A 15,268-nucleotide genomic window follows, 5' to 3' on the forward strand; every position below is an offset into this window, starting at 1 on the left:
CTCCGTCATCCTTCCTGCCGTCCGCGTGCTTTCGGGCGCGCCACACCGGGGGCCTGCTGCGCCCGGGTCCCGGCCGAACGCGGACCGCCTCCCGCCGTGCGGTCAGCGGGTGTCGTGCTGCGCCTCGGCCCGGAACGCCAGGACGAGGCCGCCGGCCGGACCGGCCATCGCACCGAGCTCCGCCGGCACGACGAAGTCGTCGGCGGCCTGTTCGGGCAGCCCCGGGTATCCGCCGAGCTGCTTGAGCAGTTCCGCCCGCACCGCGGGAAGCAGCCCGGGGAGCACCGACATGCCGCCGCCGATCACGATCCGCTCGGGGGCGGTGCAGTAGACGATGCTGCGCAGCCCCTCGGCCAGGTAGCCGGCTTCGAGCTCGACCGCCCGGTGCAGCTCGTCCCCGGTCAGCTGCTCCGCGGGCCTCCCCCACCGGTCCGCGACGGCGGTGCCGCCGGCCATGCCCTCCAGGCAGCCGCCGTGGAAGGGGCAGTTGCCCGGGAAGTCGTCGCCCGGCCGCCGGCTCACCGCCACGTGCCCCATCTCGGTGTGGACCAGTCCCCTGACGGGCCGTCCGCCGACGATCGCACCGCCGCCGATGCCGGTCCCGACGGTGAGGTACACGTAGGTGTCGAGCCCCCGCGCGGCACCCCACCGTCCCTCGCCGAGGGCTGCGCCGTTGACGTCCGTGTCGATGCCGATCGGTACCTTCAACTCCCTTGCCAGCGAGCCGAGTACATCGACGTCGACCCAGCCCGGTTTGGGCGTGTCGGTGGTGAACCCGTACGTCGGGAGGTTCGGGCGCAGCTCCAGCGGGCCGAACGAGGCGACGCCGATCGCGGCCAGCGGTCCGTGCCGCTGCGTCGCCCGGCCGAAGAAGTCGACGACGCGGGCCAGGGTCTCGCCGGGCGCCCCGGTGGGGAACCGGGCCTGCGCCACCACCGCGGAGGGCGAGGTCCCCACCAGGCAGACGACTTTGGTGCCGCCCGACTCGACCGAGCCGTACAGTGCCCGACCCGGGCTCATGCGGCCGCCTCCGGCCAGCCGTCCGGGCCCGCCGGGGCGGAGTCGGACCGGATGACGACCTTCATCGCGCCGTACCCGGCGCCGTGGCCCGCGCCGTCGGCGCCCGCGGAGAGCAGCGCGAACGCGTCCTGGTAGCGGTCGAGCGGGAACTCGTGGGTGACCAGCGGCTCCAGCGGCAGGTCGCCGATCAGGTCGACCGCGATCGGGAAGGTGTCCGCCCGGTAGTCGCCGGCCCCGATCAGGCTGACGCCGTGGCTGGTCAGGTACAGCGGGCTGATCCGGGGCCGGTAGCCGTCGTCGAAGCCCATGGCGACGACCCGGCCGCCGTCGGCCACCAGTTGCAGTGCGGGCTCGACGGCGACCCCGGTGGTGTCGAACACGACGTCGGGGCGGCGTCCGTCCCCGGCCTTGACCACCGCTTCGAGCGGGTTCGGCCCGCCGGCGTCCACGGTCCGGTCGACCAGCGATCCGGCGACGGCCAGCCGGTACGGGTCCGACTCCGCGATCACCACCCGGCGGGCGCGGCGCGCGGCGACCAGGGCGGTGAGGAGGCCGATCGGCCCGGAGCCCAGCACGGCCACGGTGTCGCCGTAGCCCACGTCCGCGGCGAGCACGTTGTTCAGGACGCAGGCCAGCGGCTCCACCAGCACGGCCCGCCGGAACGCGAGGGCGCCCGGCAGCCGCTCGGTGAACCGTTCCGGCAGCACCACGTGGTCGGCGTACGTGCCGTCGCGGTCGACACCGACCTCGGTGCCCCGCTTGTTCCGGCAGTGGTTGGTCGCACCCCGCCGGCAGGGCGGGCAACTGCCGCAGTACAGCGTCAGATTGACCACGACCCGGTCGCCGGGGCGGACGGACGCCACGTCCGCTCCGACCGCCTCCACCACGCCGACCGACTCGTGCCCGAGGACCACGCCGGGCCTGGCCGGGAAGCGGCCCAGCAGGATCTTGCGGTCCGTGCCGCAGATCCCCGTCCCCACGACCCTCACCACGACGTCGTCGCGTCCGGACACCTCCGGACGCGGATGGTCCCGCAACTCGACGGGATGTGAACCGGGACCGGAATGGAAGCCGGAACCGAGATATACCAGAGCTCGCACGGCGTCTCCTTGGGGGCCGATGGGCCTACCGCTACCAGGTGCCTGTCACCGATCTGGCTTGCAAGGCGTTCACTGTAGCCTGCACCGTCCTCCCCCGAACCGTCCGTATTTCGGTCATCGTCGGACACCCCCGACCCTTCCAGGGGCGTACGCCCGGCGTGATTCCCGGATCGCGCGCCGGGCGGCAATCGGCCCGATCGACCCGGTCGAAAGGGACGGCGCAGCACAGCTCCCCGTTCCAGGACCGCCCGGCGTCGGCCGCGCTCACCCGCTGGTCCGGGGCCTGCCCCGCCCCGCGGCCGACGCCGGGCGGGAGCGGCGGCCACGGGTGGGGCCACTGGGATTTCGGCGGGGCACCGGGGTGGCGAGAAATCCGCTCCGGCGCCGTCCGGTCGGAATCCGGAATCATTTCCCCGGCGACTGCTGCTGTCGGCGGTGGAATTGTGCATCGCGGTGTCCGCGAGTCCACTGAAGGGGAAGGGGAACAACGACGGTGACTGCGTGAATCCACCTCATTCCGAAGGGAATGTTGCCGCCGTCATACGACGTCTCCCGGAATGCGGACCGGAGGCACGCGGGGCGGCCCGGACGGCGGGACGTCCGTCGCCGGAAGCCCGTGCCGTCCACCACGCCCGTCCGCCGCACTGTGCGCCTCGTGGCCGGTCGCGGCCGCCGTCGCGGGGGCGCTCTCCGTCGACGCGGCGTTCGGCCCGGCCGGCACCGCTCGCCGGCCCGCGACGGACGGCCGCCGGCCCGCGAGCTGCAACCCTGCACCCGGTAACCCGGTCGGCGGGCTTCGAGGGGGCCGACACGCCAGATGATGACTAACGGTAGTTCATCGCACACCGAACGTGAACATATCGTGCGCGCATGAGACAACTACACCCCACCGTGCGTGCTGCGTGCGCCGTTGCCCTGAGTTCCGGCCTGGTCCTCGCCGCCCCCGCAGCCTGTACCGCTCGGGCCCTCCCGTCCGTGGTGCGAGCCCCCGACGGGACGCTGTTCCTCACCTTCACCGGCACCCCCCAGTCCGTCACGGTGCCCGACGACGTGTGCCAGGTGGAGGTGACCGCCTTCGGCGGCGCCGGCGGCGACGCGGTCTACGGGTCGCCCGGCGGCCTGGGCGGCGAGGTCCTCGCAACGCTGGACGTCCACAGCGGGCAGGTACTGACCGTGAACGTCGCCGGCGCCGGAAGCGGCGGCAGCCTCACCGACGGCAGCCCGCCGCACGGCGGATACGGCGGCGGCGGGCAGGGCGGCGCCTACAACGACACCCCGGCGCCCGGCAACGGCGCCACCGCGGCCGGCGGCGGCGGGGCGACGACCGTGGCCCTCGACGGCGGCACGGTCGTCGTCGCGGGCGGCGGAGGCGGCGGAGCCGGCAGCTTCACCGACAGCGGCACCGGCCGCGGCGGCGACGGCGGTCAGAACGGCGAGCCCGGCGAGACACCCCCCACCCCGGGGGCCGGCCACGGCGGCGCATCGGGCGGCGACGGCGGCAGCGGCGGGGCCGGCGGCACCCCGGCGTTCGCCGGGGACCAACCGGGCGTGGCCGGCGGCCCCGCGAACGGCATGGTCGGCGGAGACGGCGCGCTCAACGTCGGCGACCCCCACATGGGCACTGGCGGTGGCGGCGGAGGCGGCGCCCACGGCGGCGGCGCGGGCGGCTCCTCCACCGCCGGCACACTCGACGGCGGCGGCGGAGGCGGCGGCTCCAGCCTCGGCCCCGCCGGGGCCCAGTTCACCACCGGCGTTCGCAGCGGGGACGGCGAGGTCCAGCTCCAATGGATGCCTTGCGGCCCCAGCCCCAGCCCGACGCCGAGCCCCACCACTCCCCAGCCCAGCCCCACCGGCGAAGTCCCCACCACCCCCGAACCGACCGGCCACCCGACAGCCCCCGCCCTCCCCGACACCGGAGCCCCCGCCACCGGTGCCCTGGCCGCGATCGCCGCCCTGACCGCCGCCACCGGCGCCGCACTGCTCCGCCTCGGCCGAGCCCGCCGCAGACACTGAGCCCGGCTTCCCCTCCGGACACCCTGCACCTGCAGTCGGACCCGGAGCTGGAGAGGCTGATCCGGGAGAAGAAGATCGACTACCGGAACTGATCCGTGCCCGCCCGTCCGTGCCCGGACGGTCCGGCACCGGGGTCGGCGCCCGCTTCGAGAACGGGGCCGGAGCGGCGAGCCGCTCCGGCCCCGGGTGGGTGCGGGTCAGGCCCACCAGTCGCGGGCGCCGCCCTCGTCGGCGCCGCACTGGCGCCAGATCTTGCCGTCGCGCAGCACGTAGACGCCGAAGGTCACGACCGTCTCGCCGCGGACGATCATGGTTCCGCGCATCATGGTGGTGTCGTCGGTCTGGATGTACTCGTTCATGTCCACGTACTTGAGGTCGAGTTCCCAGTACTTGGCGAGCAGCGCGCGGATCTCGGTGCGGCCGGTGACGGTGCCGGTGAAGCGGATCCACTGGGCTTCGGGGTGGTAGAGCTCGACCAGGCCGTCGAGGTCGCGCTCGGCGGTGCACCGGACCATTTCCGCGAAGACGGGGTGCAGGGTGATTTCGGACTCGGTGCTCATGACAGTGCTCCTCCGGTGTTGTCGGTGACGTCCGCAGCGGACGGTGCGGCGGTGGCCGCGAACCAGGTCTGGATCTCGCGTTTGACGACCTTTCCGAGCGCGTTGCGCGGCAGCGCGTCGGCCAGCAGCACCGTCCCGGGGATCTCGTGGGCGGCGAGCCGGGCGGCCGCGTGGGCGGCGAGGGCGGCGAGCAGGCGGGCCGGGTCGTCGGCGGCGTCGGCCATGGGCACCACTGCGGCGGCCACTCCGGTCGGCGTGCCGACGACGGCCACGTCGGCGACCGCCTCGTGCTCGAAGACGGCCGACTCGACCTGCAGGGTCGACACCAGTCCGTCGGGGGTGTCGACGGCGTCGGACTCGCGGTCGAACAGGTACAGCTCGCCGTCCTCGTCGACGTGCCCGAGGTCGCCGGTGTCGCACCAGCCGCCGGCCGGGACGCCGTCGCTCTCGGGGCCTTCGTCGACCCGGACCCGGGGCGGTGCGCCCTCGGAGCGCAACCAGATCCGGCCCACCTCGCCGGTGGGCAGTTCGGCGCCGCGCGCGTCGGTGATCAGTACGTGGGTGCCGGGGGCAGGCCGGCCGACCGACATCGGGCGCTTCGGGTCGAAGGTCCCGATGGTGACGGCGGGTTTGGCCTGGCTCGCCGAGTAGGCGCCGACGACCTTGGCCCGCGGCATCACGTCGAGCAGGGCGGCGGCCAGCGCCGGGTGCAGGAACGCGGAGGCGGTGGCGACGGTGGTCACCGAGGTCAGGTCGTGGCGGCGGTGCACGCCGTCGCGGACCATCAGCACGGCGAGGTGCGGGGTCATCATGATGGTGCTCGCCGCGTGGCGTTCGATCAGCGCCGCCATGCGTTCGGCGTCGCCGGGCGGGGCGAGGGCGAGCGTCGTCGGCGTCGCGTTGAGCACCATGGAGACGGTGGTCGCGCTGGCGGTGATGCCGAGGCCGACGGAGGCCACCATGGGCGCGGGCTCGTCGTGGGCCATCACGGACGGGGGTCCGCCGGCCGTCGCCAGGTTCTGGTGCGACACGACGACTGCGCGGGCCAGGCCGGTGGTGCCCGAGGAGTACACGATCTCGGCGTCGTCGTCCGGCCGGTGGGCCAGGTCCACGGGCTCGTCGCCGGCCACGGTCAGCTCGTCGAGCGGGCGGATCCAGTCGACGGCCCCGGTCGCGGGCGGGGGGATCCGGCCGTGCACGATGCCGGCCATCCCGCACTGGCGGGCGCGCCGTTCCAGTTCGGCGACCGGGATGTCGGCGGGCAGGTGGACGACGGTGCCGCCGGCCTTGAGGACGCCGAGGTAGGCGACCGCGTAGTCGGACCAGTCCAGGTCGCCGAAGAAGATGCCGATGCGGGTGCCCCGCGGGGTGCCGGCGGCGAGCAGGCCGCGGGCCAGGGCCTCGGACTGCCGGTCCCAGTCCCCGTAGAGCAGGTCCGGGCGGCCGTCGATGATGAGCGCGGTGCGCCGGGGGTGGAGCGCGGCGTGCGAGCGCAGTTGGGTGGTCAGGTAGGAGAACGTCCGTTCATTGGCCATCGGGGGTTCCTCACGGTGGGTGTCGCAGCAGCCGGAGACGGTTTCCGTTCGGGGCACGCGTGACCGTCCGCCCGACCCGGACCGGCGCGGCCACGACGTGGCGTGGCGTGCACGGGTCCGGGACGGCGGCGGGGCACCTCGTGCCGGTCGCCCTCAGACGATCTGGAAGGCGACGCAGCTGCGACCCCCGAAGCAGGGAGCCGCGGAGGCGAGGAGGTGGTTGAGGATGAACCGCGCGCGCTCGGCCGGCGGGTCCTCGCTCAGTGCCTCCAGGTACCGGTGGTGGGCCGCGAGCGAACGGACGGCGCGCTCGCGGGCCTCGTCGTCGACGGCCACCGCGTGGGTGGGCCGCGGGGATCCCGCGATCGCCACGCGCTTCGGCCGCCAGGGCTCCAACCCCTCGTCGGACAGCTCCGGGTGGATCCAGCGGTTGCCCGCGTCGGCGATCGCGTCCAGGGCCGCCCGGCCGACCGCACCGTGGTCGGGGCTGTTCCACGCACCCGACGCCCAGGTGTCGTGGTGGTTGAAGGTGATCACCAGGTCGGGTCGGTGGCGGCGGATGCCACGGGCGAGATCACGGCGCAGGTCCGGGCCGTAGACGATCGTCCCGTCGCGGTGGCCGTCGAGGAACTCGACCTCGTGGACGCCGAGTTCCACGGCCGCCTTGCGTTGTTCCGCCTCGCGCAGCGGCCCGCACTCGGCCGGCGCGAGGTCGGCTATGCCGGCCTCGCCGCGGGTGACGAGCAGGTAGGACACCTCGCGCCCCTGGGCGGTCCACTGGGCCACCGCGGGTCCGGCTCCGAACTCGATGTCGTCCGGGTGGGCGACGATCGCGAGCGCACGGGTCCAGTCGTCGGGGAATTCCTGCAATGAGTCGGCCATGAGCCCTTCCAGGTGAGACGGGGGCGGTCAGGCCGTGTCGGCCTGCCGGGGAATGCGGATGATCAGGGTGGCGATCAGCAGTGCGACGGCCATGACGCCGGCGCAGGAGAGGAACGCGACGGTGTAGCCGTGCGTGGCCTCCAGGCCGCCGGCCGCCTGCGTCACCGTGGTCAGCACGGCGAGCCCGACGGAGCCGCCGACCAGGATCGAGGTCTGGAACAGCCCGGACACGGCGCCCGCGTCGGCGGGCGGGATCCCGGTGGTGGCCGCCGTGGTCGCCGGCATCATGGTCAGGCCCAGGCCGATGCCGGACAGGATCGTCGGGCCCAGCACCGTGCTGACGAAGGTGCCCGAGTCGGCGGCGAGGCCGAGCCACCCCATGCCGAGGCCGAGGCTGAGCAGGCCGAGCGTGAGCATCTGCTTCATCCCGACCTTGCCGATCGTCTTCATGCAGATCTGGGCGAAGACGAGCAGCGTGCCGATCAGCGGCAGGTAGGCGAGGCCGGTCTGCAGGGCGTTGAACCCGAGGATCTTCTGCAGGTACAGGGTGACGAAGAAGAAGTAGCTCATCTGCGTCACGCCGAACAGCATCATGATGAGCAGCGCGGCGTTGGTGTTGCGCAGCTTGAAGATGCGCAGCGGGACGACGGGGTGGACCTGCTTGCGCTCGACGACGCCGAAGACGACCAGCAGGGCGGCGGCGATGACGAGGAAGCCGCCGCGCATCGGCGAGGTCCAGGAGTCCTCGGTGTCGAGGAACGCGAAGACGGTCAGCAGCATCGCCGCGGTGACCGTCACCGCGCCGGCCACGTCGAGGCTGGGCCGTTCCTCGGCGCGGCTCTCCTTGATGGTCCGGCCGCCGAGCACGACGACCAGGAGGCCGATCGGGACGGCGATGAAGAAGCTGATCTCCCAGCCCGGGCCGGAGGTCAGCAGACCGCCGATGAGCAGGCCGAACAGTGCGCCGGCGGCGCTGGCGCTGCCCCACAGGGCGAGTGCCCGCTGCCGCGAGGGGCCCTCCGCGAAGGAGGTGATGATCAGTGCGAGCACGACGGGGGCGGTCAGTGCGCCGCCCGCGCCCTGCACGGCCCGCGCGATCACCATCACCGTCGGGTCGGGGCTCAACCCGCAGACGACGGACGCCAGCGAGAACAGCGTGACGCCGACGACGAGGATCCGGCGCCGGCCGAACACGTCGCCGATCCGGCCGCCGAGCAGCAGCAGACCGCCGTAGAGCAGGCCGTAGGCGTTGACCACCCATGGCAGGCCGGAGTCGGTGAAGCCGAGGTCGCGCTGGATGTACGGCAGCGCGACGTTGGCGATGGTCTGGTCGACCTGGATGAGCAGCTCGGCCGTCAGCAGGGTGACGAGGATCAGCTTCGCCACGAGTGAGTCGGAGCCCGACGCGGGGTTTTCCTCGGAGGCCGACTGCTTGTCGGCAGACCCGATGGACATGGATCTCCTGATCGTTGTGCGCACCGCCGCTCCGGCGAACCCGGACGAGCCAAGGCTAGGGAGGGCGGGCGGGACGGGATGCTCACTTCAGCGCATCCCAGGGCAACTGATCGGAGACTTCCAACGGAAGGGGGCGCGGGACCACGGCGCTTCGTGCCATGGCCCCGCGCCCCCTTTGGACGCGCCTGGGCACGTCGGGGTACCGCAAAGCCCTCGGTGCCGCGTCGGCACCGAAGAGGACTAGAGGGTGTAGTCGACCGTGTACTCGGCCGTGGTGGCGTCCACCGACTTCACCGAGCCGGTGCCGGAGAGGCCGGCCAGCCCGTCCGTCGCGGAGCCCTCGACGATCGTCCAGGTCTCGGCGGCGGCGCTGGTGAAGGTGCCCTCGATCCGGGCGACGAAAGTCCCCTTGCGGTCTCCGATGGTGCCCTCGAAGCGCTGCAGGCCGACGTAGGTCGCGGATCCGTCGGCGCCGTAGACCATGAGGTACTCGAGGATGCCCTGGCCGTCGAAGTCCCCGGTGAAGACGTTCTCGACCGACGCGCGGGTCAGCGTGGCCGAGCCCTCCTCCTTGTGGTACGGGTTCTCGTTCCACGACTTGGTCGTGTACGTCCCAGTTGCTCGGGTGGCCATGGTGCGGTGTTCCTCTCGATCCAGACGATCGGCCGCAAAACCGTGCCAACGGCCGAATATGACGCCGAGTCAGGATAGCGTCCGCCCGGCCCTGGCATGCTCACTATTGAGCAACGAATCAAGGACGCTGGGTCACCACTCGACGGGCAGCGACCGCGGGGCGCGGATGATCATGTCCGACTTCCACTGCACCTCGCCGCCGATCCGCAGCTCCGGCATCCCCGCCAGCAGGGCCTTCATCGCCTCCTGCAGCTCCACCCGGGCCAGGTACGCGCCGAGGCAGTGGTGGGCGCCCTGGCCGAACACCATGTGGCGGTTGTCCTCGCGGTCGAGGACCAGCTCGCCCGGGTTCTCGAACGCGAGCCGGTCGCGGTTGACGGCGCTGGTGTCTACGATCACCGGCTCGCCCGCGCGCACCAGCAGGTCGCCCACCTGGATGTCCTCGGTGGCGTAGCGCGGGGAGATCCCGTTCGCGGCGAACGGGACGAAGCGCAGCAGCTCCTCCACCGCCGACGGGACCAGCTCGGGGTCCTCGCACAGCCGCGTCCACAGCTCGCGCCGGCTCTGCAGCAGGTAGACGAAGTTGGAGATCTCGCTCGCCGTGGTCTCGAACCCGCCGATCAGGGTCGCTATGCAGAGCTGGATGAGCTCGGGCTCGCTGAGGCGGTCGTGGGCGTCGCGGGCCTCGATCAGGGCGCCCATCAGGTCGTCCTGCGGGGCCTGCCGGCGCTCCCGGACGAGGTCCGTGAAGTACTGGTGCAGGTCCATGAAGCTCTTCATGCACTCTTCGTCGGTCATCTCGTTGGTCGACAGCGCCGCGTCGCACCAGGTCCGCAGCTGCGCGCGGTCGGCCTCCGGCACGCCGAGCAGCTGGCAGATCACCGTGATCGGGATGGGCAGCGCGTAGGAGTTCACCAGCTCGGCGCGCGGGCCGGCCGCCTTCATCTCCGCGACGAGCTTCGCGGCCACCTCGCCGATCCAGGCCCGGATCGACTCGACGCGGCGCGGCGTGAACGCCTTGCCCACCAGCGTCCGCACCCGCGTGTGGTCCGGCGCGTCCATGGTGAGGATGCTCTCCGGCACCGGCCGCGGCGTCATCCGGGGCTCGTCTCGCTGGAGCGCCATCGCCCGGGAGAACCGGCGATCGGTCAGCACGATCCGCGCGTCGGAGTAGCGCGTGACCAGCCAGGCGGGCTCGCCGAACGGCAGTTGGACGCGGATCGGCTCCCCGTCGTCCAGCAGCTTGTCGTACGCGGCGGAGAGCTCGATGCCCACACCGCCGGCGAAGGGGTAGGAAACCGGTTCCTGCTGTTCGGTGCTCATGTCGATGCCCACTTTCACCCTTGTCCGGGAAGCAGCCTTGCCCGCGCCGACCGGCGTGACGAGCTGTCAGGGTATGGGCCCGGGTGGCGGGTTCATGCTCAATCCGGAGCATCGGGGCCGGAAATCCGTCTGGATACTGCCCCCATGACACAGGCAGAGGTTCGCATTCAGGCTGTTTTCACCGTCGACCGCTGGGACGCGGTCGACGACGAACCCGTCGACGGCGGTCCGGTCACCGGCCGGGCCGAGCTGGCCAAGACCTACACCGAGGGTGACGTGAAGGGCACCGCCGACGGCCACATGGTGACCACCCAGGGCCCCGGCGGGGCCGCCTACGCGGCGCAGGAGCGCGTGGTGGGAACCATGGCCGGACGCACCGGGACGTTCGTGCTGGAGCACCGGGCGACCCAGGTTCCCGGGAGCGAGCCGGTGACCTGGGCGGGCATCGTCCCCGGCTCCGGCACCGGCGAGCTGGCGGGCGTCGGCGGGGAGGGGACGCTCGGCCACGGCACGCTCGACCTGATGGTGCGGTTCCCGGCCGACCGGGCCGGCTGAGCCCGGCGGGCCCCGGACGGGCCCCGGACCCCCGGAAGTCGGGGGCCCGGGGCCCGTTCCGCAGCGGCCGTTCAGTCGCAGCGGAGCCTGCGCGCGGGGCCCCGGCGCCAGGGGAAACCGTGGTGCAGCAGGACCGCCTGCTCCCCCGCCGGGCCGTCCGGTTGCACCGCCACCGCCACCAGGACGTCCGGCCCCGCCTCGAAGCCCAGGAACCGCCAGCGGTCGGCCAGGTCGTCCTCGGGCGGGCGGAAGTCGACCACCCGGCCCGCGTCGTCCAGGGTGAAGGCGAACGAGTCCAGCGGTTGGGCGAGGCCGATCCCCCGCGCCTTGAGGTACGCCTCCTTCAGCGTCCACAGCCGCAGCGCCATCCTCGCGCGCCGCGGGCCCTCCTCCAGCGTCCGCAGCCGGTGCCGCTCCTCCGGGGCGAACGCCGCCGCGAGCACCTCGGTGTCCCGGGGGCGTCCGGTGGCCCGGGTGAGCCGCTCCACGTCGACGCCCACCCGGCCGCGGCGGGTCACCGCGAGCACGCAGAACCCGTCCGTGTGCGAGAGGTTGAAGTCCAGGTGCGGCCCGCCGCGGGGCAGGCCGCCCCGGGGCGGGAGCAGGTGCGGGCGGCCCAGCGGGGAGCGGGCGAGCGCCAGTTCCGCCTCGGGGATCCCGGTCTCCAGGGCCAGGCCCCGCCGGACCAGGGCGCGGGCGACCCGGTGCCGGCGGCGGTCCTCGGCGAACAGCAGCCGCTCCTCCGCCGCCCGCTCGCCGCGGTCGGACCAGTGGAGCGCGAGCGCGTCGGCGAGCGGCGGCGGCAGCGCCTCGTCCGGGCAGAGCCAGACCGTGACGGGGAGCCGCTCCGGCCCGGGCCGCGAGGCGTCCACCGGTCAGCGTCCGGCGTGGGCCGGGGCCAGGCAGCCCCGCAGGGCGGCGAGGAACTCCTCGGAGTCCTTCAGGTAGAAGTGGTCCCCCGGGAAGACCCGCAGCCGGAAGTGACCGCTCGTCACCTCCCGCCACTCGCCGACCTCCTGGGGCGTCGCGAGCGGATCGCGGTCGCCGGTGAAGGCGTAGACGGGGCAGGTCAGCGCCGGGCCGCCGGCCTTCGGCAGGTACGTCTCGTTCAGCTCGAAGTCGGCCCGGAGGAACGGCAGGAAGAACCTGACCATCTCCCGCTGCCGGACGATCTCCGGCGGCGTGCCGCCCAGCCTGACCATCTCCGCGAGGAAGGCGTCGTCGCCCAGCTGCGACACCGGCGGGCGCCGGTCGGGCGCGTGCGGGGCCCGGCGGCCGGAGACCACCAGCGCCTCCGGTCCCGGCTCCCCCCGAAGGCGCAGGGCCCGGGCCGCTTCGTAGGCGATCACGGAGCCCAGGCTGTGCCCGAAGAACGCGTACGGCGCGTCCAGGTGGGGGCGCAGGCCCTCGACCAGGTCCGCGATCAGGGGTTCCATCCGGGTGTGGGCGGTCTCGCGGATGCGGGACTCCCGACCCGGGAGGACCACCGACACCACTTCCACGTCCTGCGCCACCTGCTCGCGCCACGGCCGGAAGAAGGCGCTGCCTCCGCCGGCGTGGGCGAAGCAGAACAGTCGCAGCCGTGGGTCCGGCCCACTCCGCTGTGCAGGGCTGATCCAGGGGCCGGACATCGTCTCCCTCTCTCCGTTCTCGTCCTGTCGTTCGGCGCCGGTCGCGTTCAGCGCCACTCGTACTGCCGGTGGTAGTCCTTCACCCCGGTGAAGGCGAGCATCTCCTTGCGGCCGCCCGCGCGGCGGGCGACGGCCTCCCAGCGCCCGCTGTCGATCGTCCGGTTCTGCACCGGCACCAGGCACTTCAGGTTCTCCTCCAGCAGCTCCGTGTACTCGGAGAACGCCAGGTCGGCGCGGTTCTCCAGGTGGGCGGCGATGCCCATGGCGGAGACCGTCGCGGCCGACTGCTCGTCCACCGTCCCGCTGAAGAACTCGGACGAGCAGCCCGACCCGTACGAGAAGATCCCGACCCGGCCGGCCCCGGTGACCGCCCCGGAGTCCAGCAGGCTGGCGAGCGCCAGGTAGACGGAGCCGGAGCAGAGGTTGCCGACCGTCGAGGGGTAGCGCAGCGAGGGGGTGACCCGGCGGGCGAAGTCCGCCTGGAGGTCCGCGGCCGGGCGGCCGGACTCCCGCATCAGCTTGCGGTGGGCGGCCTTCACCAGCCCGGCGAACGGGGTGTGCATCACCAGGTGGTCGAAGGTGGTGGAGACGTCGGCCCCTTCGACCCGGCTGGCGTAGTCCGCGAAGCTGTTGCTCAGGCAGTCGAGGTAGGCGAACAGCGAGCGGTCGACGTCGGCGATGTCGAACCGCGGCGAGGGCCGGGCCGAGTCGAGCGTCTCGTAGCTGTAGTTGCCGAAGGCGCCGAGGTCCATGGCCATGACCCGGGGGTCGTCGCTCAGCAGGACGGCGGCGGCCCCGTGCCCGGCGGCCGGCTCCGAGTACTCGGCCGCCTCGTCGACAACGGCCACGTCCGTCGCGATGACCAGGGCCTTGGCGCCCGGGGAGACGCCGGAGGCCAGGTAGCCGACGGCGGTCTGCACGGCGGCCGTCGCGCCGAAGCAGGCCTGCTTGACCTCGATCATCCGGCAGTTGCGGCTCAGGCCGAGGTACTTGTGCACGTAGGAGGAGACGGACTTGCTGTAGTCCACCCCGGACTCGGTGGAGGTCACCAGGATCTCGATCCGGGCGCGCTCCTGCGGGCTGAGGGCGTCGACGACGGGCCGGGCCGCGTTCACCGCGTTGGTGACCGGGTCCTCGAAGGGCAGCCCGATCGAACGCCGGGTCATCATCAGGTTCTCGATCCGGGAGGGGTCGAGGCCCCGCCCCCGGAACAGCTCGGGCACCGTGATGGCGGCGAGCCCGCACCACACGTTCAGAGCCTCGATCCCGTAGCCGGTCCGCCGGCTCCGCTCGGGCCCGGTCACCGCTGCTGCTCGCGACAGAGCAGGTCGACCATGGCCTCGATGTCGGGGACGTCGCTGAACTCGGACATCGGCGTGCTGATGCCGGTCCGTTCGATCAGCAGCCCGATGATCTCCACCCGGTCCACCGAGTCGGCCCCCAGATCCTTCAAGTGGCGCTTGCCGCCGATGAGTTCCTCACTGACGCCGGGGAGGATGCTGCGCACGACCTCCCGGACGAGCCGTTCTGTCGCGGCCCGCTGCGGATGTGGGGCGAGAGTCACTGCGATTCCTTCCGAGAGGGTCCGGTGGTGGTGCCGGCGGTCAGGGTGCGGGTGGTGCTGACGGCGATGACCCGGCCGGTGTCCCGGTCTCGGATCACCACGTCGGTGAGCTCGTCGCCCGGGTCGCCGCTCCGGCGCCGCGACGACGCGGTCAGGGTCAGCACGGTGTCCACGTCCGCGTTGCCCAGGTAGCAGATCTGCTGGTCCACGGCCGCGCGGCCGAGGAACCCGGCGTCCGTTCCGCCCCGCTCGCGCCACAGCGCCAGCAGCGCCTCGTCGACCATCGCGAAGTAGGACGCGAAGTACAGCAGTCCCACCCCGTTGACGTCGCGGACGACGTCGACCGGGTGCTCCACGGTCACCGTCCCGGGCACCGCCCGGTAGGCCGGATCGGCCGGATCGTGGAACGTCAGGTCGCGGCGGGCGCCCTGGTAGACCGCCCGCGGGGAGAACTGCTCGGGCAGCGACGGCAGTGCCTCGTGCCGGAAACCCGGCGGGGAGGACTTCACCAGGCCCTGGTTGCTGCCCGGGGTGCCGCGGGCCACCCAGCGGTTGAAGTTCTCCACGTACAGGCAGTCCTCGCGCGGGGCGAGGTGGAACTCCGCCGGGTCCAGCGGGCGTTCGGCGTCCCGGCCGCCGCTCCGGCTCACCCGGTGCAGGGTGAGCACGGATTCACTGCCCTGGTCGTAGCAGCCGGAAACCACGTCGAGCCGGTCCCCGAAGCCGAGCAGGCGCGGGTGGAAGGAACGGCTGCCGCGCACCCGGAAGTAGTAGAACGCCAGATAGGTGGGGTTGCCGGCGCCGTCGCTGGCGGTGAACACGTCCGTGCCGCCCAGCTCGCTGACCGTCTCCCAGGTGAAGTCGCCGAGCAGGCCCGGGAACAGGGAGCTCGGCCCGCACATCCCCGGCCGCACGGTGACGGTCCGGCGGACCTCCGGCAGCGCCTCGGCCGGCCGCCGGGGGCGGGTGATCGGTGTCGTCATCGGTGCAGTGCTCC

At 73.1% G+C, this 15,268-nt stretch carries 15 protein-coding genes; 2 read left to right on the top strand and 13 right to left on the bottom strand.

The window, feature by feature from the left end:
- Positions 1 to 102: 102 nt before the first annotated feature.
- Both ACI1MP_RS34325 and ACI1MP_RS34330 read right to left on the bottom strand, forming a co-directional pair.
- Entirely contained in the window at positions 103 to 1,020 is a 918-nt protein-coding gene (locus ACI1MP_RS34325) for an ROK family protein (protein ID WP_404870402.1), read from the bottom strand.
- Positions 1,017 to 2,120, bottom strand: a complete 1,104-nt coding sequence (locus ACI1MP_RS34330; RefSeq protein ID WP_404870403.1) for a zinc-binding dehydrogenase — start codon at positions 2,118 to 2,120, stop codon at positions 1,017 to 1,019. The genes ACI1MP_RS34325 and ACI1MP_RS34330 overlap by 4 nt, the downstream gene beginning before the upstream one ends.
- 975 nt (positions 2,121 to 3,095) lie before the next feature.
- Here ACI1MP_RS34330 and ACI1MP_RS34335 point away from each other — a divergent pair.
- Positions 3,096 to 4,133, top strand: coding sequence for a hypothetical protein (locus ACI1MP_RS34335; RefSeq protein WP_404870404.1), 1,038 nt, complete (start codon positions 3,096 to 3,098; stop codon positions 4,131 to 4,133).
- A 197-nt stretch (positions 4,134 to 4,330) separates the two neighbouring features.
- Here the strand turns inward: ACI1MP_RS34335 and ACI1MP_RS34340 are convergent, their stop codons facing one another.
- The 6 genes from ACI1MP_RS34340 to ACI1MP_RS34365 all read right to left on the bottom strand — a co-directional run bounded on the left by ACI1MP_RS34340 (position 4,331) and on the right by ACI1MP_RS34365 (position 10,521).
- The gene (locus ACI1MP_RS34340; protein ID WP_100586614.1) at positions 4,331 to 4,693 is read right to left on the bottom strand and encodes a nuclear transport factor 2 family protein; all 363 of its coding nucleotides are present in this window, start codon (positions 4,691 to 4,693) and stop codon (positions 4,331 to 4,333) included.
- Complete coding sequence (locus ACI1MP_RS34345) at positions 4,690 to 6,228, bottom strand: class I adenylate-forming enzyme family protein (protein WP_404870405.1); 1,539 nt, start codon at positions 6,226 to 6,228, stop codon at positions 4,690 to 4,692. The genes ACI1MP_RS34340 and ACI1MP_RS34345 overlap by 4 nt, the downstream gene beginning before the upstream one ends.
- 153 nt (positions 6,229 to 6,381) lie before the next feature.
- Positions 6,382 to 7,110 carry a PIG-L deacetylase family protein gene (locus ACI1MP_RS34350; protein ID WP_189277650.1) on the bottom strand — a complete coding sequence of 243 codons (729 nt, stop codon included), beginning with the start codon at positions 7,108 to 7,110 and terminating at the stop codon, positions 6,382 to 6,384.
- Between the two features lie 27 nt (positions 7,111 to 7,137).
- Positions 7,138 to 8,565, bottom strand: a complete 1,428-nt coding sequence (locus ACI1MP_RS34355) for an MFS transporter (RefSeq protein ID WP_189277652.1) — start codon at positions 8,563 to 8,565, stop codon at positions 7,138 to 7,140.
- Between the two features lie 240 nt (positions 8,566 to 8,805).
- Positions 8,806 to 9,198 carry a DUF3224 domain-containing protein gene (locus ACI1MP_RS34360; protein WP_363474000.1) on the bottom strand — a complete coding sequence of 131 codons (393 nt, stop codon included), beginning with the start codon at positions 9,196 to 9,198 and terminating at the stop codon, positions 8,806 to 8,808.
- Between the two features lie 132 nt (positions 9,199 to 9,330).
- Positions 9,331 to 10,521: a cytochrome P450 gene (locus tag ACI1MP_RS34365; RefSeq protein WP_380333392.1), complete on the bottom strand. Its 1,191-nt coding sequence runs from the start codon at positions 10,519 to 10,521 to the stop codon at positions 9,331 to 9,333.
- Positions 10,522 to 10,665: 144 nt separating this feature from the next.
- Between ACI1MP_RS34365 and ACI1MP_RS34370 the strand changes: the two genes are divergently transcribed.
- Positions 10,666 to 11,076, top strand: a complete 411-nt coding sequence (locus tag ACI1MP_RS34370; protein WP_404870406.1) for a DUF3224 domain-containing protein — start codon at positions 10,666 to 10,668, stop codon at positions 11,074 to 11,076.
- Positions 11,077 to 11,147: 71 nt separating this feature from the next.
- On the opposite strand, the gene ACI1MP_RS34375 is transcribed toward ACI1MP_RS34370, so the two are convergent.
- From ACI1MP_RS34375 to ACI1MP_RS34395, 5 genes are read right to left on the bottom strand one after another with little or no spacing between them, the layout of a single operon-like run.
- The gene (locus tag ACI1MP_RS34375) at positions 11,148 to 11,948 is read right to left on the bottom strand and encodes a 4'-phosphopantetheinyl transferase family protein (RefSeq protein WP_404870407.1); all 801 of its coding nucleotides are present in this window, start codon (positions 11,946 to 11,948) and stop codon (positions 11,148 to 11,150) included.
- Between the two features lie 3 nt (positions 11,949 to 11,951).
- Positions 11,952 to 12,707 carry a thioesterase II family protein gene (locus ACI1MP_RS34380; RefSeq protein ID WP_404870408.1) on the bottom strand — a complete coding sequence of 252 codons (756 nt, stop codon included), beginning with the start codon at positions 12,705 to 12,707 and terminating at the stop codon, positions 11,952 to 11,954.
- Between the two features lie 47 nt (positions 12,708 to 12,754).
- Positions 12,755 to 14,011, bottom strand: a complete 1,257-nt coding sequence (locus ACI1MP_RS34385) for a hydroxymethylglutaryl-CoA synthase family protein (RefSeq protein WP_404870409.1) — start codon at positions 14,009 to 14,011, stop codon at positions 12,755 to 12,757.
- A complete protein-coding gene (locus tag ACI1MP_RS34390) occupies positions 14,008 to 14,271 on the bottom strand; it encodes an acyl carrier protein (RefSeq protein WP_100586606.1) in 264 nt (87 codons plus the stop codon). Before ACI1MP_RS34390 ends, ACI1MP_RS34385 begins: the two co-directional genes overlap by 4 nt.
- Complete coding sequence (locus ACI1MP_RS34395; RefSeq protein ID WP_404870410.1) at positions 14,268 to 15,254, bottom strand: LnmK family bifunctional acyltransferase/decarboxylase; 987 nt, start codon at positions 15,252 to 15,254, stop codon at positions 14,268 to 14,270. Before ACI1MP_RS34395 ends, ACI1MP_RS34390 begins: the two co-directional genes overlap by 4 nt.
- Positions 15,255 to 15,268: the final 14 nt, after the last annotated feature.

Source organism: Kitasatospora griseola, assembly GCF_044999035.1.
Taxonomy (GTDB): domain Bacteria; phylum Actinomycetota; class Actinomycetes; order Streptomycetales; family Streptomycetaceae; genus Kitasatospora; species Kitasatospora griseola.